This window comes from Nocardioides marinus, assembly GCF_013408145.1.
Taxonomy (GTDB): Bacteria; Actinomycetota; Actinomycetes; order Propionibacteriales; family Nocardioidaceae; genus Nocardioides; species Nocardioides marinus.
On the sequence record NZ_JACBZI010000001.1, the window covers coordinates 3,062,488 to 3,086,413 of the forward strand.

Genomic DNA, 23,926 nt, shown 5'->3' on the forward strand with positions numbered 1-23,926 from the left:
CGGCGCATCAATACGCCGGTTCGACCCACCACGCACGCCGAGCCGGCGCATCAATACGCCGGTTCGACCCACCACGCACGCCGAGCCGGCGCGTCCTTCCGGAAGGACGCGCCGGCTCGGCGTGAGAGGCGGGGAGGGTCAGCCGCCGGCGACGGCGGGGATGACCGAGACCTTGGTGCCGGCCGGGGTGGGGGTGGCCAGCTCGTCGAGGAAGCGCACGTCCTCGTCGCCGACGTAGACGTTGACGAAGCGCCGCAGCGCACCGTTGTCGTCGAGGATGCGCGCCTTGATGCCGGCGTACGACGCGTCGAGGTCGTCGATGACCTCCGCGAGGGTGGCGCCGGTGGCGGTCACCTCGGACTCACCCCCGGTGTAGGTGCGCAGGATGGTGGGGACGCGGACGGACACGCTCACTTCGCAGGGCTCCTGGTGGTGGGGGGGTCAGACGATGCCGGCGTCGGTGAACGCGGCGTACGTCGGCTTGATGGTCGCTGCGGGGCCGACCTCGTCGGCCACGGCGTCGAGGGTCTTCAGACCCATGCCGGTGTTGATGACGACGGTCTCCAGCGAGGTGTCGAGCTGGCCGGTCTCGACCAGCTTCTTCAGGACGCCGACGGTGGTGCCGCCGGCGGTCTCGGTGAAGATCCCCTCGGTGCGCGCCAGCAGCAGGATGCCCTGGCGGACCTCGTCGTCGGTGATGTCCTCGACCGCGCCGCCGGTCTCCCGGCAGATGTCGAGCACGTAGATGCCGTCGGCGGGGTTGCCGATGGCCAGGGACTTGGCGATGGTGTCCGGCTTGACCGGGCGGATCGCGTCGGTGCCGGACTTGTAGGCCGAGGACACCGGCGAGCAGCCGGTGGCCTGGGCACCGAAGATCTTCACCGGCTTGTCCTCGACCAGGCCGAGGTCCACCAGCTCGCGGAAGGCCTTGTGGACCTTGGTCAGCTGGGAGCCGGAGGCGACGGGGATGACCACCTGGTCGGGCAGCCGCCAGCCGAGCTGCTCGGCGATCTCGTAGCCCAGGGTCTTGGAGCCCTCGGCGTAGAAGGGGCGGACGTTGACGTTGACGAACGCCCAGCCCTCCTCCTCGCCGGCGATCTCCGAGGCGAGCTTGTTGACGTCGTCGTAGTTGCCGTCGACGGCGACCAGGCGGTCGGTGTAGACCGCGGAGTTGACCTGCTTGGGCTTCTCGAGGTTGCTCGGGATGAAGACGACCGTCTTGATCCCGGCGCGGGCGCCGGCCGCGGCCACGGCGTTGGCGAGGTTGCCGGTCGAGGGGCAGGCGAAGACCTTGGCGTGCAGCTCGGTGGCGGCGCTGAGGGCGCAGGCCACGACGCGGTCCTTGAAGGAGTTGGTGGGGTTGGTGGAGTCGTCCTTGACCCACAGCTTGTCCAGGCCGAGCTCGCGACCGAGGTTGTGGGCCTGGAGCAGGCGGGTGAAGCCGGGCTCGGTGTTGGGGCTCTGCTCGATGTCGGTGGGCACCGGCAGCAGCGCCTTGTAGCGCCAGATGTTGCGCGGGCCGGCCTCGATCTCCTCGCGCGTCACGGCCGGGAAGTCGTAGGCCACCTCGAGCGGGCCGAAGCACTCCGGACAGGCGTAGTGGGGGCCGAGCTCGACCTCGTGGCCGCACTCGCGACACGACAGGCAGCGGGCGTTGCCGAAGGCGCCCTCGCGCAGGCCGGGCGCGGTGTCCCCCGACGTCGTGGTCGGTGCCGCCTCGGTCGCGGTGGTGTCGGGCTGGGTGATGGTCGCAGCGCTCACTGAGTCCTCCTCCTCATCTTCCCCACCGCGTCTCTCGCGCCGGGCCGGAATTAGCACCGTTTCCACGAACGCACGACCAGCGGGTGCCGGCGCGGAGGCTCGTGGCGGTTGCCGGGACTTCGACGGGCCGTTCCCTCAGTCCCTCTCGATGAGCTGACCAGAACTGTACGGGCGGCCCCGAGCCGATCGCGAACTGGAGTCCGACATGCGGACGGGAGTCTCGGGATGTGGACCGGCTGGAGGTGCGAGGTCTGACTGATGTCGGTCAGACCTGGCGGGTCGCGGTCGAAGGTTCGACCGCCCACGCACAGGTTCGACTGACATCAGTCAGACCTTCGCCCACCCGGTACGCCGCCCCGCGAGGAGTCAGGAGCGCAGGTCGCGCGCGTCCGAGGTCAGCTGGGCCAGCAGCTGGAGCACGCCCTCGGGACCCTTGACCACGATGTCGGACATCGGCACGAGCGCCGACTCCTCGTGCGAGGCGGAGCAGACCCGCAGCGTCGGGAGGCCACCCTCCGCCAGCTCGCCGAGTGCCTCGAAGGCCTCCACGTCGCCGAGGTCGTCACCGGCGAAGAGGAACCCGCCGGCGTCGAGCTCCTCGACCAGGGTCCGCACCGCGACCCCCTTGTGCATGCCCGGGGAGCGGATCTCCACCACGTGGCGTCCGGGCTCGACGACCAGGTCGTGGGCGGCCGCGAGCCCACGCAGCGCCGGCAGCAACGCCTCGAAGGAGCGCTCGGGGTCGGGGAGTCGGCGCGTGTGCACGGCCACGGCCAGCCCCTTGTCCTCGATGAAGGCCTCCCCCGCCCCGTGGGTGCGCAGCAGCCGGGGCAGCTCGCGCTCGAAGGTCGCCAGCCCCTTGGGCGGGCGCGGGGAGACGATGCGGCGACGCGAGGAGGACCACCGCTCGTTGCCGTACTGCCCGAAGAGGTACAGCTCGCTGCCCGCCTCCCCGACGGCCGCACCGACCTCCTCCAGCCCTCCGAGGTCGAGGGCCTGGCGTGCCGGGCGTCCGGTGATGACGGCGACCGCGCGCACCTCCGCGGCCAGCGCGACGAGCACGTCGCGGGCGTCGGGGTGGATGTGCGCCTGCTCCGGGTCGTCGACGATCGGGGAGAGCGTGCCGTCGAAGTCGAGCCCGACGACGCTGCTCGCCGCAGCCCGCACGAACGCCTCGTAGCGCTGCTCACCCTGCCCGGAGGTGAAGTCCATGTCCCCTAGTCCACCACGGGCAGGACCCACCCCGCGGTGGATGTGAGCCACGACCCACACCAGCGGTACGCCGCTGGGCGGCCGGGGCCGCGGGTGGGATCAGTCCAACTCGCCGGTGAGGATCAGCGTGAGCCGGTCCATCCGCATCGGCGCCACGGCGGGAGCGGTTCGCTCGACGCCGAGGTCGAGGGCCAGCAGCTTGGCCGCCCGCTCGAGCTTGGCCGGGTAGTAGACGGTGGTGCTGGGGATCGTGCCGTACCAGTTGTCGGCACCCACCACCTGCCAGCCGGCGTCGCCGGCCCGCTGCGCCACGCGGCCGGCCAGGCCGGTGACCGCGGAGTTGTTGTAGACCTCGACGTAGACCTTGCCGCGCTGGATGGCCGGAGCGGGCGCCTTGGTCGGCTTCGGCTTCTTGGTCGGCTCGGCGGTGGCGCTCGGCTCGGCCGACTCACGGGCGGCGGGGGTGATCTCGCGCTCGGTCGGCTCGCCGCCGCGGGTGGCCACGAAGGCGATCGCGGCCATGGCGACCGCGATGACCGAGAGCATCACCAGCGGCGAGGGCAGGACCACCCCGCGCTGGTCGCGCACGCGCACCTCAGACCTCGAAGCCGAGTCGGCGCGCGGAGCGCTGACGCTGGCGGGCGGCGCGCAGCCGACGCAGCCGGCGCACCAGCAGCGGGTCGGCCTCGAGCGCCTCGGGACGGTCGATGAGGGCGTTGAGCACCTGGTAGTAGCGCGTCGAGCTCATGTCGAACTTCTCGCGGACCGCGGTCTCCTTGGCGCCGGCGTACTTCCACCACTGACGCTCGAACTCCAGGATGTCCCGGTCCCGCTCCGACAGCGCGTCGGCGCCGGTCGGCGTCTCGAGGCTGGCGTGGGCCTGTGGCTCCATGGCGATCTCTCCGCACGTGTGGTCTGGTGGTCCGGCCCCACTGTAGTGCACGGAACTACACGAGTGTCATTAGTCCCTCGGCCGCGTCGCTGGCAAGTCCGCGCGGGGTGGACCGGCCCCCCGGGGTCGTTCGTAGGGTGGACGGGTGCCCGCCTCGGAGACCGCCGCCCACGATCCCAGCCCCGCCACCGAGCCCGTGCGGTGGGGCTTCCTCACCACCGGCAAGATCGCCCGCTCGGTGGCCGCCGACCTCGCCCTGGTCCCCTCCGCCCGACTCGTCGCCGTGGGCGCACGCCGGCAGGAGTCGGCCGATGCCTTCGTGACCGAGCACGCGCCGGGGGCCCGGGCGCACGCGTCGTACGCCGCCGTGGTCGCCGACCCCGACGTCGAGGTCGTCTACGTCGCCTCCCCCCACGCCCTGCACCTCGAGCACGCCCGGATGGCCATCGAGGCCGGCAAGCACGTGATGTGCGAGAAGCCGCTGACCCTCAACGCCCGCGAGGCCGAGGAGATGGTGGGACTGGCCCGCGAGCACGACGTCTTCCTCATGGAGGCGATGTGGACCGCCTGCCACCCGGTGGTCCGCGAGCTGCGCGAGCGCCTGCACGCGGGCCACTTCGGCACGCCGCGCCAGCTGCGCGCCGAGCTCGGCTTCGTCGTCTCCGCCGACCCCGACGACCGCCTGCTGGACCCCTCCCTGGGGGCCAGCGCCCTGCTCGACATGGGGATCTACCCCCTGACCTTCGCCCACCTCCTGCTCGGTGCGCCCGAGCAGCTCACCGCCACGGCCGCCCTGTCCGAGGGCGGCATCGACCTCGACGTCGCACTCGCCGGCCGCTACCCGGGCGGCGCGCTGGCCACCATGAGCGCCTCCATGACCAGCTGGTCGGACCGCTCCGCCGCGATCGCCACCGACACCGGACGCATCGAGCTGCACGGACAGTTCCACCACCCCGACAGGGCCGTCTTCCACCCCTTCGACCCCGGCTCCACCAACGACGTCAGCGGACAGGCCGAGCCCGTGCAGATCCTCGGGCGCGAGCCCGTCATCGGCCGCGGCTACGCCCACGAGATCGCCGAGGTCGACCGGTGCGTGCGCGCCGGCCTGCGCGAGAGCCCCCTGGTCCCCCACGACCAGACGCTCGCGATCATGCGCCAGCTCGACGACGTACGCCGCCAGGTCGGCGTCTCCTACCCCGCCGACGCCTGACGGGGCCGGACGACGGGGCCGGACGACGGGGCCGGACGACGGGGCCGGACGACGGGGCCGGACGACGGGGCCGGACGACGGGGCCGGACGACGGGGCCGGACGACGGGGCCGGACGACGGGGCCGGACGACGAGGCCGGACGACGAGGCCGGACGACGAGGCCGGACGACGAGGCGGACGACGAGGCCGGACGACGAGGCCGGACGACGAGGCCGGACGACGGGGCGTGCCCCCCGGCGGAGGGTGGATGGGCCTGGCCGTCCGGAGCGACGAAGGAGCGGAGGACTGGTTCCCCTCCGCCGGGGGGCCACGGCACGTCGGGAGGCCCCGGCGGGAGGCCGCGGCGGGAGGCCGCGGCGGGAGGCCGCGGCGGGAGGCCCCATCGGGAGGCCCCGACGGGAGGCCCCGACGGGAGGCCCCGACGGGAGGCCCTCACAAGGGGCCACACCCGACGCCGGCCCAGGCTGCGGCCTCACCCCGACGAGGGTCTGGCATCGATCACTAGGGTGGGTGGCGTGTCCTACGACCTCGTGATCGTCGCCAACCGCCTGCCGGTGGACCGGGTCGAGCTCCCCGACGGCACCAAGGGCTGGCGGACCTCCCCCGGCGGGCTCGTCACGGCCATCGAGCCGGTGATGCGCGCCAACCACGGCATCTGGATCGGCTGGCCGGGAGGCATCGACGAGGAGCTCGAGCCGTTCGAGAGCGACGGCCTGGAGCTCGCACCGATGTCGATGTCGGCCGAGGACATCACGGAGTTCTACGAGGGCTTCTCCAACGGCACCCTGTGGCCGCTCTACCACGACCTGGTGGCGAAGCCGGAGTTCCACCGCGAGTGGTGGGACGCCTACGTCCGGGTCAACCGGCGCTTCGCCGAGAAGGCCGCCTCGCTGGCCGCCGAGAACGCCACGGTCTGGGTGCACGACTACCAGCTGCAGCTGGTCCCCCAGATGCTGCGCGACCTGCGCCCGGACCTGCGCATCGGCTTCTACCTGCACATCCCCTTCCCCCCGGCCGAGCTGTTCCAGCAGCTGCCGTGGCGTCGCCAGATCCTGGAGGGCCTCCTCGGGGCCGACCTGGTCGGCTTCCAGCTGCCGGGTGCCGCGCAGAACTTCGTGCGCCTCGTGCGCCAGCGCGTCGGGCACAAGACCCACCGCGACCTGATCTACCTCCCCGACGGGCGCACCGTCCGCGCGGCGGCGTTCCCGATCTCCATCGACGCGGCGGGCTTCGAGGAGATGGCCCGCTCGGCGAGCGTCGTGGAGCGGGTCGAGGAGATCCGTGAGGCGCTGGGGCGGCCGCGCAAGGTGTTCCTCGGGGTGGACCGCCTCGACTACACCAAGGGCATCTACGCCCGGCTGCGCGCCTTCGCCGAGCTGATGGGCGAGGGGCACATCGACGTCGAGGACGCGGTGTTCATCCAGGTCGCGGTCCCCAGCCGCGAGCAGGTCGAGCAGTACCGCATCCTGCGCGACGAGATCGAGCGTCTCGTCGGCCGCATCAACGGCGACCACGGCCGCATCGGCCGCCCGGCCGTCCACTACCTGCACTCCTCCTACCCGCGCGAGGAGATGGCCGCGATGTACCGCGCGGCCGACGTGATGGTCGTGACCCCGTACCGCGACGGCATGAACCTCGTCGCCAAGGAGTACGTCGCCTGTCGCTACGACGACGACGGCGCCCTGGTCCTCTCGGAGTTCGCCGGAGCGGCCGACGAGCTGCGCCAGGCGTGGCTGGTCAACCCCTACGACATCAACGGCATGAAGTCCGCCCTCCTGGAGGCCTACCGGGCCGACGACAAGGAGGTGTCGCGCCGGATGCGGGCGATGCGCAAGCAGGTGACCCAGCACGACGTCAAGGCGTGGGCGGCCTCCTTCATGACCGGGCTCTCCGACGTCGGGGGCGGGCACGTCAAGGACGTCCGGGCCCCCGGCGGCGAGTGAGCCGACGGCGTACGACGGCGCGGGCCCCGCGGCTCGGGCGTGGCGGTGACCACGCGTAACCCCGGGGGCCGGGGGTAGTTTTCACCGGTGGAGGTGGAAGTGGTGGATCGGATCCCCAAGCCCGACCAGGTGGTCGCGGCGGCGAGCAACGTGGCGCAGAAGATGCTCTACGGCGGACTCGCCGACCTGCGACCCATGCCCCGCACGCTGATCGACGAGGGTGAGCTGCGCGAGGTCTACCACTACCGACCTGCCGCATCGACGCAGGTGCAGGGCGACCCGGTGCTGCTGGTGACGCCGCTGGCCGCACCGTCGATCTGCTACGACCTGCGTCGTGGCTGCTCGGTCGTCGAGCACCTCGTGACCAGCGGGCGGCCGACGTACCTCGTGGAGTACGGCGAGGTGTCGTTCAAGAACCGCAACCTGGGCATGGAGCACTGGATCGAGGAGGTCGTCCCGACCGCGATCCGCGAGGTCTCCGCGCACGCCGGCGGACGCCCGGTGCACGTGGTCGGCTGGAGCCTCGGGGGGATCTTCAGCCTGCTGGCGACCGCCGACAACGCCGACCTGCCGATCGCCTCGCTGACCATCGTCGGCTCGCCGTTCGACGTGTCCCTCGTCCCGCTGGTCGCGCCGCTGCGACCGTTGCTGAACCTGGGCCTGACCCTCGGCGGCGGCAGGGGTGCGATCACCCGGACCTACCAGCTGATGGGCGGCGCACCGAAGCCGCTCGTGCGCTGGGCCTTCCAGCTCTCCTCGTTCCAGAAGCTGGTCACCAAGCCGATCGCCCTGGCCACCCACCTCGACGACGCCGACTTCCTGGCCCAGATCGAGGCCGTCGACCGGTTCACCGACAACATGATCGCCTACCCGGGCCGGACGTTCGGGCAGCTCTACCACCGGTTCGTGAAGGCCAACGCGCTCAAGGGCGGCACCTTCGAGCTGGAGGACCGCACCATCGACATCGGCGCCATCAAGGTGCCGGTGCTGGTCTTCGCCGGGGCCACCGACGGCATCGCGCCGGTGCAGGCCGTGAAGGCGGTCGTGCCTCTGCTCAAGGGCTCGCCGGAGGTGCGCTTCGAGATCGTCCCCGGCGGCCACCTGGGCATGCTGACCGGTCGGGCCGCCCGCGGCTCGACCTGGCGCGTGCTCGACGAGTGGATCGACCAGTGGTCGACCGACCGGGAACCGGCCACCCCGAAGCGGCCGGCGAGGAAGGCCGCCGCCAAGAAGCCCGCCGCCAAGAAGCCCGCCGCCAAGAAGCCGGCCACGAAGAAGGCCGCCACGAATCCCGCCGCCAAGCCGGCGGCGAAGAAGGCCGCCAGCAAGGAGGCGATCGGCTCCAACCCGAGCCGCCGCTACCCGTCCCAGGGCTCACGCAGCCTGGCGCGCTGACGCCAGCGGTCCAGACGACCGCGAGGCGCACTCCCGTGGCCCGATCGGGCCATGCCGGCGAGGCCGCTCACCCGGCGCCGGGTCGGCCTGCGCGCGCCTAGGTTGGTGCTCCGGGGAGGCCGCCAGGCCGCTCCCCGTGAGCACCCGGGGAGGGCCCGCATGAGCACGCCGTTGATCGGGCCGGGGGCCCTGACCGCGACGCAGCACGAGACCGGGCCGGACCTCCCGCGCTCCACGCGGCGGATGCTGGCCCACGTCCACGACCCGGGCCTCCCGGACGTCGACGCCCTGGCGGCCCAGGCGCTGTCCGCGCACGCCCGCAGCGACGCCGCGCACGCTGAGGCGTTCCCCGAGCTGGCGCGTCGGGAGGCCGAGCTGGTGGGCTTCGCGCTCGACCTGGTCGAGGCCCCTGAGGACGCCGCCGGCACGGTGACCGGCAGCGGCAGCGAGTCCGCCCTGCTCGCGGTCCTGGCCGCCCGTGAGGCACGCCCCGACGTGCGACACCCCACGATCGTGCTGCCCGACACCGCCCACCCGTCGTTCCTCCGGGCCGCCCAGCTGCTCGGCGTCGAGCCGGTCGTCGTGCCGACCGATGCCGCGCACCGCGCCCAGGTGGGGCCGATGGCCCACGCGCTGGACGAGCGGACCGTGCTCGCGGTGGTCTCCGCGCCGTCGGCGGCCCACGGCGTCATCGACCCGGTGGCCTGGATCGGCACCGCCGCCACGGCCAAGCGGGTCCCGCTGCACGTGGACGCCGGCGCCGGGGGCTGGCTGCTGGCCCTCGGCGAGCGGCTGGGGCGGATCATCGCGCCGTGGACCTTCACGGTCGCCGGGGTCACGACGATCTCCCTCGACCTGCACACCGACGCCTACGCACCGCGCGGCGCGTCGGTCCTGCTGTTCCGCGACGCCGCCACGCGGCGGCTCACCGGCTTCGGGAGCGCGGACGGCCCGGGACGACCGGCCCTCACCACCACGACGGGGTTCAGCCGACCGGGCGGGCCGGTCGCCGCCGCGGCCCGCGTGGTCTCCGGGATCGGCCCCGACGGGTACCTCCACCTCGCCGCGCAGACGCTGGGCGCCGTGGAGGCGCTGGTCGCCGGCGTACCCTCCGTCCCCGGCCTGTCCCTGGCCCACGAGCCCGAGGCCTCGCTGCTGCTGCTGCGCGTCGACGGCGACGCCGACGTGTTCACGGTGGCCGCCGAGCTCCGCTCGCGGGGGTGGTACGCCGAGTGCCAGCCGTCCTGGCGGGGCGAGCCGGCCACGCTGCGGCTCACCGTCAGCGCCGGCACGCGGGCCCACGTCGACGAGCTGCTCGACGCGCTGCGTGAGTCGGTCGCCGCGGCCGAGGTCACCGGCGCGGTGCGACTGCCCGGGCGCGTGGTGGACCACCTGCGCCGGCTGGACCCCGGCCACCTCGAGGTGCACGACGTGCGCACGCTGCTGGAGACCCTGGGGATCGATCCGCTGGGCGCGACCGTGCCCCTGCTCGACGCGCTGGTCGACGCCGCGCCGAGCCGGCTGCGCGCCGCCCTGGTGGCTCGGCTGGCCGACCTGCGCACGGCTCCGGTCCGTGGCTGAGCGAGCTGGTCCCACGAAACTGCCGCTTGTCGACCGGAGTTCCAGCAGACCAGCGCCGGTTTCACCACCCGGGTGGTGAAACCGCCCGCCGCCTCAGCGCGTCGGCGTGACCGCCATGAACGCCTCGACCGACGCGAGGTCGTAGACCCCGGCATCGGTGCCGAGCCCGCCGGCCACCTGAGCGGCGGTGGCGCAGCCGAGCGCGGCGGAGTCGGCCAGCGAGCGGCCTTGCGCCCGGCCGAGCAGGAAGCCGGCCGAGAAGGCGTCGCCGCAGCCGGTGGTGTCGACCACGTCGACGGCGTAGGCGGGGACCTCGATCACCTCGTCGCGGGTGACGACCAGGGCACCGCGGGCGCCCCGGGTGACCGCGACGCACCCGGCCCCGGCGTCGACCAGGGCCCGGGCGCCGTCGGCGAGGTCCGCGGCGCCGGTGAAGCCGAGGACCTGCTCGTCGTTGGGGAGCAGGTAGTCGGTGTGGGGCAGCGCGTCGGCGATCCACGCCAGCATGTCGGGGTCACCGGGGGCCAGCAGGTCGACCGACGTCGTGGCACCCGCCGAGCGGGCGGCCGCCAGCAGCTCGCCGGCCGCGGCGCCACCGAGGAACTCCGGGCCCCCGAGGTGGACGTGGTCGGCGAGGTGCGCGGCCGGGTCGAGGTCCTCGAGGGTGAAGGCACCGTTGGCGCCGATGCAGTGCCAGGCCGGGCGCTCGCCCGAGGGCCGCACGGGGATGACCGACGACGACGTCTGGTGCTCGCCCTTGCGGACCAGCCCGGTGACGTCGACGCCCTCCTCGGCCAGCAGCGCGAGCAGGGTCACGGCGGTCATGTCGTCCCCCACGGCGCCGAAGGAGGACACGTCGGCGCCGAGCCGGGCCAGCACGAGCCCCGTGCCGCCGGCGGTGCCCGCGGCCGACATCCGGATGGTCTCGACGAGCTGCCCGTCGGAACCGGAGGGGATCGACTCGACCCCGATGACGTGGGTGTCGAGGACGTGCACCCCGACGACGCTGATGGTGGTGCTCATGGCTGACCCCTCATGCCGGTGATCCGTAGTGGCGGGCGAGCGCAGCGAGGACGACCTCGTGCTGCTGCTCCTCGGTGAGCGTGCGGACCGGGCCCAGTGCGCTGGCCCGGTGGTGCAGGGCGGACAGCCACTCCAGGAGCAGCGCCCGCTCGAGTGCCTGCTCCAGGCTGCTGCCGTGGGCGACCGCCCCGTGGTTGGCCATCAGGGCCGCGCTGCGGCCCTCGAGCGCGGACCGGACGCCCGCGGCCAGCTCCGGGGTGCCGAACGTGGCGTACGGCGCGACCCGGATCGGGCCGCCGAGCAGCAGCTGCTGGTAGTGGGCGACCGGCAGCTCGTCGAGGACGCAGGCGATCGCGGTCGACCACGGCGCGTGCACGTGCACGACGGCCAGGGCGTCGGTGTCGGCGTACACCCCGAGGTGGAGCGGGAGCTCGGACGTGGGCGCCGCTGCTTCCGGGTCCCGCGGCGTGCCGTCGGGGGCGACGGCGACGACGTCGTCGGCGGTGCAGCGGGACAGGTCCACGCCCGAGGCGGTCACGAGCACGTCGGCACCCTCGCGCACCGAGAGGTTGCCCCCGGTGCCGACGACGAGCCCCTCGGCGGCGACACGGCGCGCGGCGGCGGCGAGCTGCTCGCGGCCGCTCACGCGGGCACCCCCTCGAGCCCTGCGTCGGTGGCGTAGCGCTCGAGGTAGGCCGTCATCATGGTGATGCCCTCCTCGACCAGCGCGGGGTCGCCCTCGGGCCGGTCCTCGTAGGCGAGCTGGAAGACGCGGTCGCCGACCTCGACGGCCAGCGTCGCCGCGTCGAGGGTGAGGTCCTCGCGGCACAGGCCTCGCTCGATGCCGAAGCTGCGCAGCGCCTCGGCGACCCGCACGTTGTGGGCGCGGCCGAAGCGCGCCACGGCGACGTTGGTGCGGCCCCGCAGGTAGATCTCCACGAAGGCGGGGCGGCGGCGGTAGACGGTCACGAACGCCTGCATCGCCGCGCGCACGACACCGGCGACGCTGAGCACCTCCAGCGCGGCGAGGTCCTCGGCGACCTGGGCGTCCATCTCCTCCATGTCGCGCCCGGCGAGCGCGAGGAGGACCGCCTCCTTGTCCCCGAAGTACTGGTACAGCGAGGCCACCGGCACCGCGGCCTCGGTCGCGATGGCGCGGGTGGTGAGGGCCTCCACCCCGTCGGCCAGGACCAGCCGCTCGGCGGCGTCGAGGATCGCCTCGACGCGCTTGCGGCTGCGCTGCTGGCTGGGCACGCGGCGTACGGCGCCCGTGACCGCGTCGGGGGCGGCCTCGTTGGACGGGGCAGCCGAGCGCGCAGACGGCACCGCGACCTGCGTCTCAGCACGTTCCACGGGCATGTGTCGGAGTGTAGGGTACCGATCCTGAAACTGACACATGTTCACGTTTCCACGATCGGAGCGCCATGACCCAGGCCCAGCACTCCCCCACACCCTCGCACGACTCACCCCTGCCCCCCGCGCGGGGTGCCGCGCTGTCGCGTCGGCACCTGCTCACCTCCGGCGCCCTCGGGACCGCCGCCGCGTCGGGCGGGCTGCTGCTGTCGACCGGGGCGGCCGAGGCCCGCTCCGGTGGCGGCGGCGGGCGGCAGGGCCGGCTCCCCCGGAAGGTCGACGTCGTCGTCGTGGGCGCCGGCATCTCCGGGCTCGTCGCGACGCGCGACCTGCTCCGTCAGGGGCTGGACGTCCTGTGCGTCGAGGCCCGCGACCGGGTCGGTGGCCGCGTCCTCAACCACCACCTGCGCTCCGGCGGCGTGATCGAGGCCGGCGGCGCGTTCGTCGGCCCCACCCAGGACCACATCCTGGCGCTCGCGAAGGAGCTCAAGGTCCGCACGTTCCTGGAGTACAACGAGGGCAACAGCGTCTACATCTCCTCGCTGACCGGCCGCCAGGAGTACTCCGGGACCGTCCCCCCGGACCCCACGATCCTCCCCGACGCCGCGATCCTGCTGACGCGCCTGGACTCGATGGCCGCCGAGATCGACGTCAGCGCCCCGTGGTCGCACCCCAGCGCCCTGGAGTGGGACGCGATGAGCCTGGGCGAGTTCATCCGCCGCAACGCGCTCAACTCCAGCGGCGTCGGCAACCTCATCAAGTCCTGGACCCAGCCCGGCTTCGGCGCCGACCCCGACGAGCTGTCGCTGCTGTTCGTGCTCTGGTACGTCGCCTGCTCCGGCAACGAGACCACCGTCGGGACCTTCTCCCGCAACTCCGACACCGCGAACGGCGCCCAGGAGAGCCGCCTGATCGGTGGCTCGCAGCTCATCCCGCTGCGCCTGGCCAGGAAGCTCGGGGACGCGGTGGCGCTCGACGCCGCCGTGCAGCGCGTCGAGCAGAAGGACGGACGGGTGGTCGTGCGTACGTCGCGGGGCACGGTGCGTGCCAAGCGCGTCGTCGTCGCCTGCCCGCCGCCGATGGTCCTCGACATCGACTGGTTCCCCCGGCTGCCGGTGCGCCGCACCCAGCTGCTGCGCCACATGGACATGGGCCAGCTGATGAAGTGCGACGCCGTGTACGAGACGCCGTTCTGGCGCGAGGACGGCCTCAACGGGTTCGGCATCAACGACGCCGGTGCCGCCCGCGCCGTCTTCGACAACTCCCCCGCCTCCGGCGACCCCGGTGTGCTGCTGGCGTTCGTGGGCGGCTCCACCTGGCGCAAGTTCGGACCGCTGTCGAGGAAGGAGCGGCGCGCCGCCGTCCTCGAGGGCTTCGCGGCGATGTTCGGCGAGAAGGCGCTCAAGCCCATCGAGTACACCGAGCAGGACTGGACCAAGGAGCGGTGGACCGGCGGCGGTCCGACCGCCTTCCACGCCCCCGGGACGCTGACCGACTTCGGCCCGGCGATCCGCCAGGTGTTCGGCCGCGTGCACTGGGCGGGCACCGAGACCTCGACGTACTGGTCGGGCTACATGGACGGCGCCGTCCGCGCCGGCCGGCGCGCGGCCCTCGAGGTCGGGGAGCGGCTGTGAGGCGGCCGGCAGGGCGCGGACTGGCCGCGCTGCTGGTCGGAGCGCTCGCGCTGCTGCTGCCGCCGGCCGCGGCCACCGGCGCGGAGGCCCCGGAGAAGTGGACCACCAGCGTCTTCGCGCGGGTCCCCTCCCCGGGCGCCCCGGCGTACGTGCACGCGCACACCAACAAGCGGGTCTACGCCGGCACGTACGCGGCGCCGGACGGCCAGGCGTCCAAGGTCTTCGAGTGGACCCGCGGCGGCACGCTCGTGCGGTCGTGGCGCGTCCCCGGCCAGGACCTCGACGGCGCGCACGGCGTCCAGGTGGCCGCCCAGACCCGCACCGGGCGACTGGTCGTCCTCGACACCACCACCTCGCGGGTGCTGACGCTGGACGTGCGGACCGGCCGCTGGCGCACCGTCGCCACGCTGCCCGAGGGGTCGGTGCCCAACTACGCGACCTGGGCCCCCGGCGGCCTCTACGTCACCGACTACGGCGACGGCGTCGTCCACCGCGTCACCCGGCGCGGCAAGGTCACCGAGTGGCTGCGCGACCCCGCGCTCGACGGCGTCCTGGGCTTCGGCACCACCGGCATCCGCTACCTGCCCGACGAGCGCGCCTTCCTGCTCACCCAGCAGACCCTGTCCACCGGCGCCAGCCTCCCGACCAACGGCGCCCTGCTGCGGGTCCCCCTCCAGGGCCGCGCCCCCGGCGAGGTCGAGGTCCTGTGGACCAGCCAGCCGACCGACCTGCCCGACGGCTTCGGCATCGGCCGGCGCACCGGTCACGTGTACGTCGCGATGGTCGGCCCCACCAACCGGATCGCCGAGATCGACCCGACCACCGGCGAGGAGGTCGACTCCTTCCCCGCCCTCCCGCTCGTCGGCGAGAACGGCTCGGAGATCCCCTTCGACTCCCCGTGCAACGCGACGTTCCTCGGCAAGGACGTGCTGGTCGCCAACCAGTCGGCCGTCCAGGGCGACGCCTCCCACCACGCCGTGCTGCGGGTCCACGTGGGCGAGCGGGGCCTGGCGCCGTACCTGCCGAGGAGGGCGACCTTCCGCTGAGGGGCCCGCTGGTCTCGACGCCCGCCTCGTCGCTGGCGCTCCTCGGCTGCTCGACCACCGGGCCGGCGGCCATCGGGTGGTCGAGCAGCGAGCGCCAGCGAGCGGGCGTCGAGACCACCAGATCGATAGCCTCCCCGCCATGAGCGCGCTGGCCGGACTGGTGGACAAGGGCCTGATGGCACCGGACTGGGCCGAGGCCCTGGCGCCGGTGGATGAGCAGGTGGCGGCGATGGGGGCGTTCCTGCGCGCGGAGATCGCCGCCGGTCGCAGCTACCTCCCGGCCGGGGAGCACGTCTTCCGCGCCTTCCGGCGCCCGCTGGCCGAGGTCAAGGTCCTCGTCGTGGGGCAGGACCCCTACCCCACTCCCGGCCACCCGATCGGCCTGTCCTTCGCGGTCGAGCGCGACGTGTGGCCGCTCCCGCGCAGCCTGGTCAACATCTACGTCGAGCTGCGCGACGACCTCGGTGTCGTGCCGCCGCGGCACGGCGACCTCAGCGGCTGGGCCGACAGCGGCGTCATGCTCCTCAACCGCGCCCTGACCGTCGCGCCGGGCGCACCGGCGTCGCACCGCGGCAAGGGGTGGGAGCCGATCACCTCGGCCGCCATCGCCGCGCTCGTACGCCGCCACGAGGCGGGCCACCCGCTCGTGGCCGTGCTCTGGGGGCGCGACGCGCAGTCGTTGCGGCCGGCGCTCGGCGACGTCCCGTGCATCGAGTCGGCGCATCCTTCCCCGCTCTCGGCGCGACGTGGCTTCTTCGGGTCACGTCCCTTCTCGCGGGCCGACGCGCTGCTGCGCGAGCAGGGCGGCACCCCGGTCGGCTGGACCCTGGACACCACCGCGGAATAGATTGAAGCCTCAACTACCTTGAGGTGACCATGACCCGCATGCCCGCGCTCTTCATCGGCCACGGAGCACCCCCGCTCCTCGACGACCCCATCTGGTCCGGCCAGCTGCGCGCGCTGGCCGCCGACCTGCCCCGACCCAGCGCGATCCTCATCGTGAGCGCGCACTGGGAGTCGGCCCCGCTGTCGCTGTCGGCGAGCGGCGTCCCCCTGGTCTACGACTTCGGCGGCTTCGACCCGAAGTACCACCAGATGACCTACGCGACGCCCGACGCCTCGGCGCTGGCCGCCCGGGTCGCGGCGATGATGCCGAGCACGGAGCCCGTGCACCAGCACTCCTCGCGCGGCCTCGACCACGGCGCCTGGGTGCCGCTGCGGATCATGTATCCCGAGGCCGACGTCCCGGTGCTGCAGATGTCGCTGCCCACCCACGACCCGGCGCGGCTGCTCGCGCTCGGCGCACGGCTGCGCGACCTGCGCGACGAGGGCGTGCTGGTGGTCGGATCGGGCTTCCTCACCCACGGCCTGCCGTTCCTGCGCGAGTTCCGCATCGACGCCGAGGCCCCGGGCTGGTCCCGCGACTTCGACGCGTGGGCCGGGGAGGCACTCACCCGCGGCGACGTCGACGAGCTCGCGGCGTACTCCTCCCGGGCGCCCGGCATGCCGTACGCCCACCCGACCGTCGAGCACTACGCGCCGCTGTTCGTCACCCTCGGCGCGGCCAGCGACCCCGGTCTCCCGCCGGAGCAGGTGATCGGGGCCGACGGCGAGTTCTGGATGGGGCTGTCGAAGCGATCCTTCGCCGTCGCCTAGCCCACTCGCTGGTCGAGCAGCGAGGAGCGCCAGCGACGAGCGGGCGTCGAGACCCGGTGACGCTCTCGCCTACCTGACGCGCAGCTTGCGCATCATCTTCAGGCCGCTGAGCATCCCCTTGACGTACTCGTCGTAGTCCTGGCCGGGGCGCGCGCCCATGACCTGCTTCTTCAGCACCGCCAGCTGCTGCACGTCGGTGTACTTCAACAGGCCCTGGTCACCGTGCCGGGCGCCGACACCGGAGGCCTTCACGCCGCCGGAGGGCGTGCCCTTGGAGGCGAAGGCGGTGGCGAGGATGTCGTTGATGTTGACGTTGCCGGACTCGATGCGCCGGGCGACCTCGGTCGCGCGGTCCAGATCGGTGCCCCAGACCGAGGCGTTGAGGCCGTAGTCGGTGTCGTTGGCCAGGGCCACGGCCTCGTCGACGGTGTCGTAGGCGTACAGGCTCACGACCGGGCCGAAGGTCTCGATCGTCGCGTGGATCGCGTCCGGCGGGGTGTTCTCGAGGATGGTCGGCTCGAAGAACGCCGGGCCGAGGTCGGGTCGCGGTCGACCACCGGTCAGCACCGTGGCGCCCTTGGCGACCGCGTCGTCGACGTGGCTCTTCACCCGCTCCATGTGGTCGACCGAGACCAGCGAGCCGAGGTCGGGGCCGAAGTCGTAGGCCGCGCGGACGTCGAGCGCCTCGGTGACGCGGACGAACTTCGCCTTGAACTCCTCGTAGCGCGAGCGCGGGAGGTACATCCGCTCGATGTGCATGCAGATCTGGCCGGTGTTGCCGAAGGCCCCGAAGATCGCGCCCTGCACGACCTCGTCGAGGTCGGCGTCCTCCAGGACGATCATCGGGTTCTTGCCGCCGAGCTCGAGGCAGCAGCCGATGAGGTTGCGGCCGCAGCGCTCACCGATGACGCGGCCGGTGGCGGTGGAGCCGGTGAACATCACGTAGTTGGCGTTGTCGATGAAGGTCGGGCCGACGTCGCCACCCTCGCCGCACACGACCTGGAACAGCCCCTTCGGCAGGCCGGCCTGCTCGAGCATCTCGATGCCCCACAGCGGGGAGAGCGCGGTCTTGTTGTCGGGCTTGAGCACGATGCCGTTGCCCGCCATCAGCGCCGAGATCGCGTCGGAGATCCCCGTGGCGAACGGGAAGTTCCAGGGCCCGATGATGCCGACGACCCCCTTGGGGACGCGCACCTCGGTGGAGGTGGTGAGGAACGGCACCGGGCCGCCGCGGGTGGTCGGGGCCAACAGCTTCTTGGCCCGCTTGAGGTAGTGGCCCATGACCATGGGCGGGTCGCAGGTCTCCTCGATGGCCATCCGGCGGTTCTTGCCGGACTCGACCTGGATCAGGTCGGCCGTCTGCTGGGCGTGGTCGAGGAAGAGGGTGTGCGCCCGCTTGAAGACCCTCAGCCGGTCCTCCACGCTGCGCCGCGCCCACGCGGCCTGGGCGACCCGGGCGGCCGCGAAGGCCCGCTCGATGTCGGCCGGGCTGGACTGCGGGAGCTCGACGAGCTTCTCGCCGGTGTAGACCTCGGTGAGCTGCCAGGGCGCCATCGAGCCGTCGGAGGAGACGCGGCCGGCCAGGCGGGCCAGCAGCTCGTCGGTCACGGAGGCCGGGCGGTCCAGGCGGGTGGGTGCGGGCGTGGTGGTCATGGGTACGTCGTCCTCCGGTGCGTGCTCAGCCGCGACCGAGGACCAGGTCGGCCCCGCGCTCGCCGATCATGATGGCCGGGGCGTTGGTGTTGCCGCCGGTGATGCTCGGCATGATCGAGGCGTCGCACACGCGCAGCCCCTCGACGCCGCGCACGGTGAGGTCGGGGTTGACCACGGCGGTCTCGTCGACGCCCATCTTGCAGGTGCCGACGCCGTGGTAGACCGACGTCGCCCGGTTGAGGATCGCCTGCCGCAGGTCGGAGCCCTGCAGTGCCCGGCCGGGGTGGATCTCGTCCTTGATCGCACCGCCGAAGGCCTTGCCGCTGAAGATCTCGCGCACCAGCTCGGAGCCCTCGGTGAGCAGGTCGAGGTCGGCGGACTCGGCGAGGTAGGCCGGGTCGATGAGCGGCGTGGCCGTCGGGTCGGCCGACGCCAGGCGCAGGGTGCCGCGGGACTTGGGGTAGATCAGCGTCGTGAGGACCGTCAGCGCCGGGCGCGGGTCGACGTCGTGGCGGATCGGCTCGTCCTGGTTGGGCGAGACGTAGGACCACGGCAGCAGGTGCAGCTGCAGGTCGGGGATGGTGGTGGCCTGGCTGGTCTTGAGGAAGGCGAGCACCTCGAAGACGGAGTTGGCCAGGAACGTCGACCCGGGTCGCAGGACCTCCTTGGCCACGCCCTTGGCGAAGAAGCGTGCGTTGCCGCGCATCTTCGAGGTGGTCGCGTGGAAGGTCATGGCGTGGAACATGTGGTCGTGCAGGTTGTCGCCGACGGGGAGGTCGGAGACGACCTCGATGCCGTGGTCCTTGAGGTGCTGGGCGTGCCCGACGCCGGAGAGCATGAGGATCTGCGCCGAGCCGACGAAGCCGGCCGCCAGGATGACCTCCTTGCCGGCGCGGATGGTGCGTTCGGAGCCGTCCTTGTCACGGACGCGGACGCCGGTGGCGCGGCCGTTCTCGATGATCACCTTGGTGACCAGCACCTGGGTCTGGACCTCGAGGGTCGGCGGCGCGAGGTGGTGGATGTAGCCGCGGGAGGCGGAGTAGCGCAGGCCGTCGGCGGCGTTCTGCTGCATCCGGCCGACACCCTCCTGCGAGGCGCCGTTGTAGTCGTCGAGGATCTCGCAGCCGGTGGCGTCGGCGGTGGCCTGCAGGAACTGCAGCGACCCCTCCTGGGGCGTCTTGTTGACGGTGACGCGGATCGGGCCGCCCTCGCCGCGGAACTGGTCGGCCCCGCCCTCGTAGTCCTCCATGCGCTTGTACGCCGCGTTCACGCTGTCGGCGTCCCAGCCGGTGCAGCCCTCGGCGGCCCAGGAGTCGTAGTTGGCGCGGTTGCCGCGCACGTAGACCATCCCGTTGATCGAGCTCGACCCACCCAGGACCTTGCCGCGCGGGACCGGCATCTTGCGGTCGAGGATGTGCTTCTGCGGCACCGAGTAGTAGCCCCAGTCGACGGTGCGCTTGATCTCCGGCACCGCGTGCATCGGGCCGATCATGCCCGGCTTCTTGGTCAGGAACTTCTGGTCGGTCTTGCCCGCCTCGAGCACGATGACCTTCGCCCCGGACTGGGCCAGGCGGCCGGCGATCGTGGCGCCGGAGGAGCCGGAGCCGACGACGACGTAGTCGGCCTCGTTCGAGTGGGGAGCCTTCTTGGCCATGGGTGTGCACCTCGCGCTTGCTGGGCCGACATACCGACGGAATGTGTCGGCGCTCACCCTACGCCAGAACTGGAACCTGTTCTAGTCGGTCTGGCCCACAGGATGGTCGGGCAGCCGGAGCGCCAGCGACGAGGGCCGGCCACCCCGGTGGTCGAGCAGCCGAGGAGCGCCAGCGACGAGGCGGGCGTCGAGACCCCCGATACTGGCCGTATGCGCGTGCTCTCCATCCAGTCCTCGGTGGCCTACGGCCACGTCGGCAACTCCGCGGCGGCCTTCCCGCTGCAGCGGCTCGGCCACGAGGTGTGGCCCGTGCTCACGGTGCACTTCTCCAACCACACCGGGTACGGCGCCTGGCGCGGGCCGCTCCTGGACCCGGCCGACGTGGCCGAGGTGATCGCGGGCATCGAGGACCGCGGGGTGCTCGGCACCGCCGACGCGGTGCTCTCGGGCTACCAGGGCGACCCGGCCGTGGGCGGGGTCGTGCTGGACGCGGTGGCGAAGGTCAAGGAGCTCAACCCCGGGGCGCTCTACTGCTGCGACCCGGTGATGGGCGACGTGGGGCGGGGCATGTTCGTGCGGCCGGGCATCCCCGAGTTCATGCGGGACACCGTCGTACCCGCCGCCGACGTGGTGACCCCCAACCACTTCGAGCTGGACTTCCTCGCCGGCACCACCACCCGCACCCTCGACGAGGTGCTCGCCGCGGTCGACGTCGTCCGCGCGAAGGGCCCGCGGCACGTGCTGGTCACCTCGGTGCTGCACGACGAGGTCCCCGAGGGACACCTGGAGGTGGTCGCGGTCTCCGACGAGGGCGCCTGGGCGGTCACCACGCCGCTGCTGCCGATCACGCCCAACGGCTGCGGCGACGTCACCGCCGCGCTCTACCTCGCGCACCTGCACGAGACCGGCTCCCCGGCCGAGGCGCTCTCACGCACCACCGGCACGGTCTTCGCCGTCCTCGAGGCGACCCTGGCCTCAGGCCACCGGGAGATCCGTCTCGTCGACGCCCAGGACGCCATCGCCGCTCCCCCGACGACCTTCGCCGCCCGCCGCCTGCGCTGACCGCCGACCCGTCGCTCGCGCACGGCCGGACGGTCGGTCGCGTGCGGCAGACCGGCGGGCGCAGGAGTCGACCGGAGGGTCTGCCGTGAACCCCTCTCACGCCACACCCTCCAGTCGCCTGAAAGAAGGGACAGAGCCGCGTGGGAGGGTCGAACTCCCGACCGTCCGCTTACAAGGCGGGCGCTCTACCACTGAGCTAACGCGGCGAGTCGCCCGAGAGCGACGCGGGCGATCCTAGTCGCGCGAGGAGGGCCTCAGCCCATGCCCCCGTCGAAGGCGACGACCGAGCCGGTGATCATCCGCGCCTCGGCGGAGGCGAGGTAGACGATGGAGGACGCGATCTCGTCGGGAGTGATGGCGGCGCCCGGCAGCATCATCAGCAGCCGGTCCTGCACGCGCGCGTCGAGGTCGGCGGGGTACGACGCCGCGACGCCGTCCACGAGCGGGGTCGCCACGGTGCCGGGGCAGACCGCGTTGACGCGGATGCCCTCCGGGGAGAGCTCGAGCGCCAGCGCCCTGGTGAGCTGGGTGAGCCCGCCCTTGGCCGCGGAGTACGCCGCGGAGTAGGGCTGCGGGATCCGACCGGCCACCGAGGAGACGTTGACGATGTTGCCGCCCGCGGCGCGCAGGTGGGGCAACGCGGCCTGCATGAGGAAGAACGGCCCCTTGAGGTCGATGTCGAGAGTCCGGTCGAAGACCTCCTCGCTCACGCCCTCGAACCGGCCGAACTGCACGACGCCGGCCACGTTGGCCAGCACGTCGATGCGGCCCGAGGCGGCGCAGGTCGCGATCGCTGCGTCCACGGCGGCCTTTGAGCCGACGTTGCACTCGACGTAGGTGACCCCCTCGGGCACGGTCGGTGCGATGTCGAGCCCGAACACGGTGTCCCCGAGGTCGCGGAAGCGCTCGGCGGTGGCGAAGCCGATGCCCGAGGCAGCACCGGTGACGACGACGACTCTCTCACTCACACCCGAAACCTAGAACACGTTCTAGTGTGGCGGCAACCACCTGCTCCCCCACGAACCCGGTGGGTCGGGGAGCATGTCGCCATGAGCCTCCTCCACGAGCCCCACCACGACGGCTCCCCGCTCTACCTCGACACCGAGGTGCCCGCGCTCGACGGCACCGTCGGCGTCCGGGTGCGCACCCGCTCCGGCGACGTGGCGCAGGTCTGGCTGCGCACGACGTACGACGCCGAGCCGGTCTTCCACGAGGCCCGGCCGTCCCGCGACGGCGACACGACGTGGTGGCACGCCGACCTGCTCGTGCACAGCCCGGTGACGCACTACCGCTTCCTCCTCCTTCTCGCCGAAGGCCGCCAGCAGTGGCTGACCGCCGCGGGGCTGGTCGAGCACGACGGCTCCGACGCGTTCGACTTCCGGGTGAGCACGCACGCGCCGGCCCCCGCCTGGGGTCGCGAGGCCGTGGTCTACCAGGTCTTCCCCGACCGCTTCGCCCGCAGCGCCGCGGCCGAGGACCGCCCCACTCCCGCGTGGGCGGTGCCGGCGGACTGGGACGACGAGGTGGTCTTCGAGGGCAGCGACCCCCGCACCCCGCTCCAGCTCTTCGGCGGCGACCTCGACGGGGTGACCGAGCACCTGGACCACGTTCAGGCCACCGGGGCGACGGTGCTCTACACGACGCCGGTCTTCCCCGGCGAGAGCAACCACCGCTACAACGCCTCGACCTTCGACCGGGTCGACGACCTGCTCGGCGGGGACGCCGCCTACGCCCGCCTCGCCGACGCCCTGCACGACCGCGGGATGCGGCTGCTCGGCGACCTGACCTCCAACCACACCGGCGACACCCACGAGTGGTTCCAGCAGGCCCTGGCCGACCCCGACTCCCCCACCCGCGACTGGTACTGCTTCCTGCCCGACGGCGGCTACGAGAGCTGGATGGGCCACCACACGCTGCCCAAGCTCGACCACACCAGCGCCGAGATGCGCGCGGCGATGGTCGAGGGCCCGGAGTCGGTGGTGGCGCGGTGGATGCGGCCACCCATCGGCCTGGACGGCTGGCGCATCGACGTCGCCAACATGACCGGCCGGCTCGGCCCGGTCGACGTCAACCACGACGTGGCCCGCGGGGTGCGGCGTACCGCCGAGGCCGAGCGCGCGGACGCCTGGGTGATCGGCGAGCACAACCACGACGCGTCGGGCGACCTGGACGGCGACGGCTGGCACGGGACGATGAACTACTCCGGGTTCTCCTGGCCGGTGTGGTCGTGGCTGCGCGACCTCGACTCCCCCGCCCGCGCCTTCGGCCGGCCGGTGCCGGTCGCGCGACGCGGCGGCCGGCTGGTGCAGCGCACCCTCCGCGAGTGGCTGGCGCGCTACGGCTGGCGGGCCACCTGCCAGTCGTGGAACATCCTGGGCTCCCACGACTCCGCGCGCATCCGCACGCTCACCGGCTCGGCCGTGCTGCACCGGGTCGCGGCGGGCCTGCAGTTCACGCTGCCGGGCGTCCCCATGCTCTTCGCCGGCGACGAGATCGGCCTCGAGGGCGTCCTCGGCGAGGACTCGCGGCGCCCGATGCCCTGGCACCGCGGCGAGCAGTGGGACGAGCAGACCCTGGCGACGTACGCCGCCCTGGCCGCCGCCCGCGCCGAGCACCCCGCGCTCGTGCACGGCGGGCTGCGGTGGGCGCACGTCGACGAGGACTGCCTGGCGTTCCTGCGCGAGCACCCCGAGGGCGACGTGCTGGTCGTGGCCCGCCGGGCCGCCGGGGCGCCGCTGGACCTCGGCCTGCCGGGCACCCCCGAGCTGATCCTGTCGACCGAGCCCGACGGGTCGACGGACGGGCCGTCGGTCACGCTCTGGCGCCTCTGAGAGGGGCGTTCGGCGTACGC

Annotated in this window: 21 protein-coding genes, 1 tRNA gene and 1 riboswitch; of the genes, 10 read left to right on the forward strand and 12 right to left on the reverse strand. The window is 73.0% G+C overall.

Annotation, left to right across the window (positions count from 1 at the left end):
* Nucleotides 1-138: 138 nt before the first annotated feature.
* The 5 genes from BKA05_RS14550 to napA form a co-directional block, all read right to left on the reverse strand.
* On the reverse strand, nucleotides 139-414 hold the full coding sequence (locus BKA05_RS14550) for a MoaD/ThiS family protein (protein WP_179532064.1): 276 nt from the start codon (nucleotides 412-414) through the stop codon (nucleotides 139-141).
* Between the two features lie 27 nt (nucleotides 415-441).
* Nucleotides 442-1,677, reverse strand: coding sequence for a threonine synthase (gene thrC, locus BKA05_RS14555; RefSeq protein WP_179533236.1), 1,236 nt, complete (start codon nucleotides 1,675-1,677; stop codon nucleotides 442-444).
* A 94-nt stretch (nucleotides 1,678-1,771) separates the two neighbouring features.
* A riboswitch (SAM riboswitch) is annotated at nucleotides 1,772-1,916 on the reverse strand.
* A gap of 211 nt (nucleotides 1,917-2,127) precedes the next feature.
* The gene (gene otsB / locus BKA05_RS14560) at nucleotides 2,128-2,973 is read right to left on the reverse strand and encodes a trehalose-phosphatase (RefSeq protein ID WP_179532065.1); all 846 of its coding nucleotides are present in this window, start codon (nucleotides 2,971-2,973) and stop codon (nucleotides 2,128-2,130) included.
* Between the two features lie 99 nt (nucleotides 2,974-3,072).
* Nucleotides 3,073-3,561 (reverse strand): LytR C-terminal domain-containing protein, encoded by a 489-nt coding sequence (locus BKA05_RS14565; RefSeq protein WP_343045693.1) that lies wholly within the window; start codon nucleotides 3,559-3,561, stop codon nucleotides 3,073-3,075.
* A 7-nt stretch (nucleotides 3,562-3,568) separates the two neighbouring features.
* Entirely contained in the window at nucleotides 3,569-3,865 is a 297-nt protein-coding gene (gene napA / locus BKA05_RS14570) for a nucleoid-associated protein NapA (RefSeq protein WP_179532067.1), read from the reverse strand.
* A 145-nt stretch (nucleotides 3,866-4,010) separates the two neighbouring features.
* Between napA and BKA05_RS14575 the strand changes: the two genes are divergently transcribed.
* The 4 genes from BKA05_RS14575 to BKA05_RS14590 all read left to right on the forward strand — a co-directional run bounded on the left by BKA05_RS14575 (nucleotide 4,011) and on the right by BKA05_RS14590 (nucleotide 9,994).
* Nucleotides 4,011-5,075, forward strand: a complete 1,065-nt coding sequence (locus tag BKA05_RS14575; RefSeq protein WP_179532068.1) for a Gfo/Idh/MocA family oxidoreductase — start codon at nucleotides 4,011-4,013, stop codon at nucleotides 5,073-5,075.
* 515 nt (nucleotides 5,076-5,590) lie between these two features.
* Nucleotides 5,591-7,018: an alpha,alpha-trehalose-phosphate synthase (UDP-forming) gene (locus tag BKA05_RS14580; RefSeq protein ID WP_415836658.1), complete on the forward strand. Its 1,428-nt coding sequence runs from the start codon at nucleotides 5,591-5,593 to the stop codon at nucleotides 7,016-7,018.
* Nucleotides 7,019-7,120: 102 nt separating this feature from the next.
* A complete protein-coding gene (locus BKA05_RS14585; RefSeq protein WP_343045694.1) occupies nucleotides 7,121-8,413 on the forward strand; it encodes an alpha/beta fold hydrolase in 1,293 nt (430 codons plus the stop codon).
* Nucleotides 8,414-8,572: 159 nt separating this feature from the next.
* Nucleotides 8,573-9,994 (forward strand): pyridoxal phosphate-dependent decarboxylase family protein, encoded by a 1,422-nt coding sequence (locus tag BKA05_RS14590; protein ID WP_179532070.1) that lies wholly within the window; start codon nucleotides 8,573-8,575, stop codon nucleotides 9,992-9,994.
* Between the two features lie 93 nt (nucleotides 9,995-10,087).
* Here the strand turns inward: BKA05_RS14590 and BKA05_RS14595 are convergent, their stop codons facing one another.
* Genes BKA05_RS14595 through BKA05_RS14605 form a run of 3 tightly spaced genes read right to left on the reverse strand, consistent with a single transcriptional unit; the run spans nucleotide 10,088 to nucleotide 12,376 of the window.
* Nucleotides 10,088-11,017 (reverse strand): carbohydrate kinase family protein, encoded by a 930-nt coding sequence (locus BKA05_RS14595; protein ID WP_179532071.1) that lies wholly within the window; start codon nucleotides 11,015-11,017, stop codon nucleotides 10,088-10,090.
* A 10-nt stretch (nucleotides 11,018-11,027) separates the two neighbouring features.
* Nucleotides 11,028-11,663, reverse strand: a complete 636-nt coding sequence (locus tag BKA05_RS14600) for a class II aldolase/adducin family protein (protein ID WP_179532072.1) — start codon at nucleotides 11,661-11,663, stop codon at nucleotides 11,028-11,030.
* Nucleotides 11,660-12,376, reverse strand: coding sequence for a TetR/AcrR family transcriptional regulator (locus BKA05_RS14605; protein WP_179532073.1), 717 nt, complete (start codon nucleotides 12,374-12,376; stop codon nucleotides 11,660-11,662). The genes BKA05_RS14600 and BKA05_RS14605 overlap by 4 nt, the downstream gene beginning before the upstream one ends.
* A gap of 65 nt (nucleotides 12,377-12,441) precedes the next feature.
* On the opposite strand from BKA05_RS14605, the gene BKA05_RS14610 reads away from it, so the two are divergent.
* The 4 genes from BKA05_RS14610 (at nucleotide 12,442) to BKA05_RS14625 (ending at nucleotide 16,706) form a co-directional block, all read left to right on the forward strand.
* Entirely contained in the window at nucleotides 12,442-14,004 is a 1,563-nt protein-coding gene (locus BKA05_RS14610) for a flavin monoamine oxidase family protein (protein WP_179532074.1), read from the forward strand.
* Nucleotides 14,001-15,050, forward strand: a complete 1,050-nt coding sequence (locus BKA05_RS14615; RefSeq protein ID WP_179532075.1) for an NHL repeat-containing protein — start codon at nucleotides 14,001-14,003, stop codon at nucleotides 15,048-15,050. Before BKA05_RS14610 ends, BKA05_RS14615 begins: the two co-directional genes overlap by 4 nt.
* Nucleotides 15,051-15,189: 139 nt before the next feature.
* The gene (locus BKA05_RS14620) at nucleotides 15,190-15,897 is read left to right on the forward strand and encodes a uracil-DNA glycosylase (protein ID WP_179532076.1); all 708 of its coding nucleotides are present in this window, start codon (nucleotides 15,190-15,192) and stop codon (nucleotides 15,895-15,897) included.
* A gap of 29 nt (nucleotides 15,898-15,926) precedes the next feature.
* On the forward strand, nucleotides 15,927-16,706 hold the full coding sequence (locus tag BKA05_RS14625; protein WP_179532077.1) for a dioxygenase family protein: 780 nt from the start codon (nucleotides 15,927-15,929) through the stop codon (nucleotides 16,704-16,706).
* Nucleotides 16,707-16,775: 69 nt separating this feature from the next.
* On the opposite strand, the gene BKA05_RS14630 is transcribed toward BKA05_RS14625, so the two are convergent.
* Complete coding sequence (locus tag BKA05_RS14630) at nucleotides 16,776-18,359, reverse strand: succinic semialdehyde dehydrogenase (RefSeq protein ID WP_179532078.1); 1,584 nt, start codon at nucleotides 18,357-18,359, stop codon at nucleotides 16,776-16,778.
* 25 nt (nucleotides 18,360-18,384) lie between these two features.
* Nucleotides 18,385-20,013 (reverse strand): GMC family oxidoreductase, encoded by a 1,629-nt coding sequence (locus BKA05_RS14635; protein WP_179532079.1) that lies wholly within the window; start codon nucleotides 20,011-20,013, stop codon nucleotides 18,385-18,387.
* 210 nt (nucleotides 20,014-20,223) lie between these two features.
* Between BKA05_RS14635 and pdxY the strand changes: the two genes are divergently transcribed.
* Nucleotides 20,224-21,075, forward strand: coding sequence for a pyridoxal kinase PdxY (gene pdxY, locus BKA05_RS14640; protein WP_179532080.1), 852 nt, complete (start codon nucleotides 20,224-20,226; stop codon nucleotides 21,073-21,075).
* Between the two features lie 134 nt (nucleotides 21,076-21,209).
* Here pdxY and BKA05_RS14645 read toward each other — a convergent pair.
* Together BKA05_RS14645 and BKA05_RS14650 are read right to left on the reverse strand one after the other, a co-directional pair.
* Nucleotides 21,210-21,281 (reverse strand) — tRNA-Thr (locus BKA05_RS14645).
* A 48-nt stretch (nucleotides 21,282-21,329) separates the two neighbouring features.
* Complete coding sequence (locus tag BKA05_RS14650) at nucleotides 21,330-22,043, reverse strand: SDR family oxidoreductase (protein WP_179532081.1); 714 nt, start codon at nucleotides 22,041-22,043, stop codon at nucleotides 21,330-21,332.
* 81 nt (nucleotides 22,044-22,124) lie between these two features.
* Between BKA05_RS14650 and BKA05_RS14655 the strand changes: the two genes are divergently transcribed.
* Nucleotides 22,125-23,906, forward strand: coding sequence for a glycoside hydrolase family 13 protein (locus tag BKA05_RS14655; RefSeq protein WP_179532082.1), 1,782 nt, complete (start codon nucleotides 22,125-22,127; stop codon nucleotides 23,904-23,906).
* The last annotated feature ends 20 nt before the right edge of the window (nucleotides 23,907-23,926 follow it).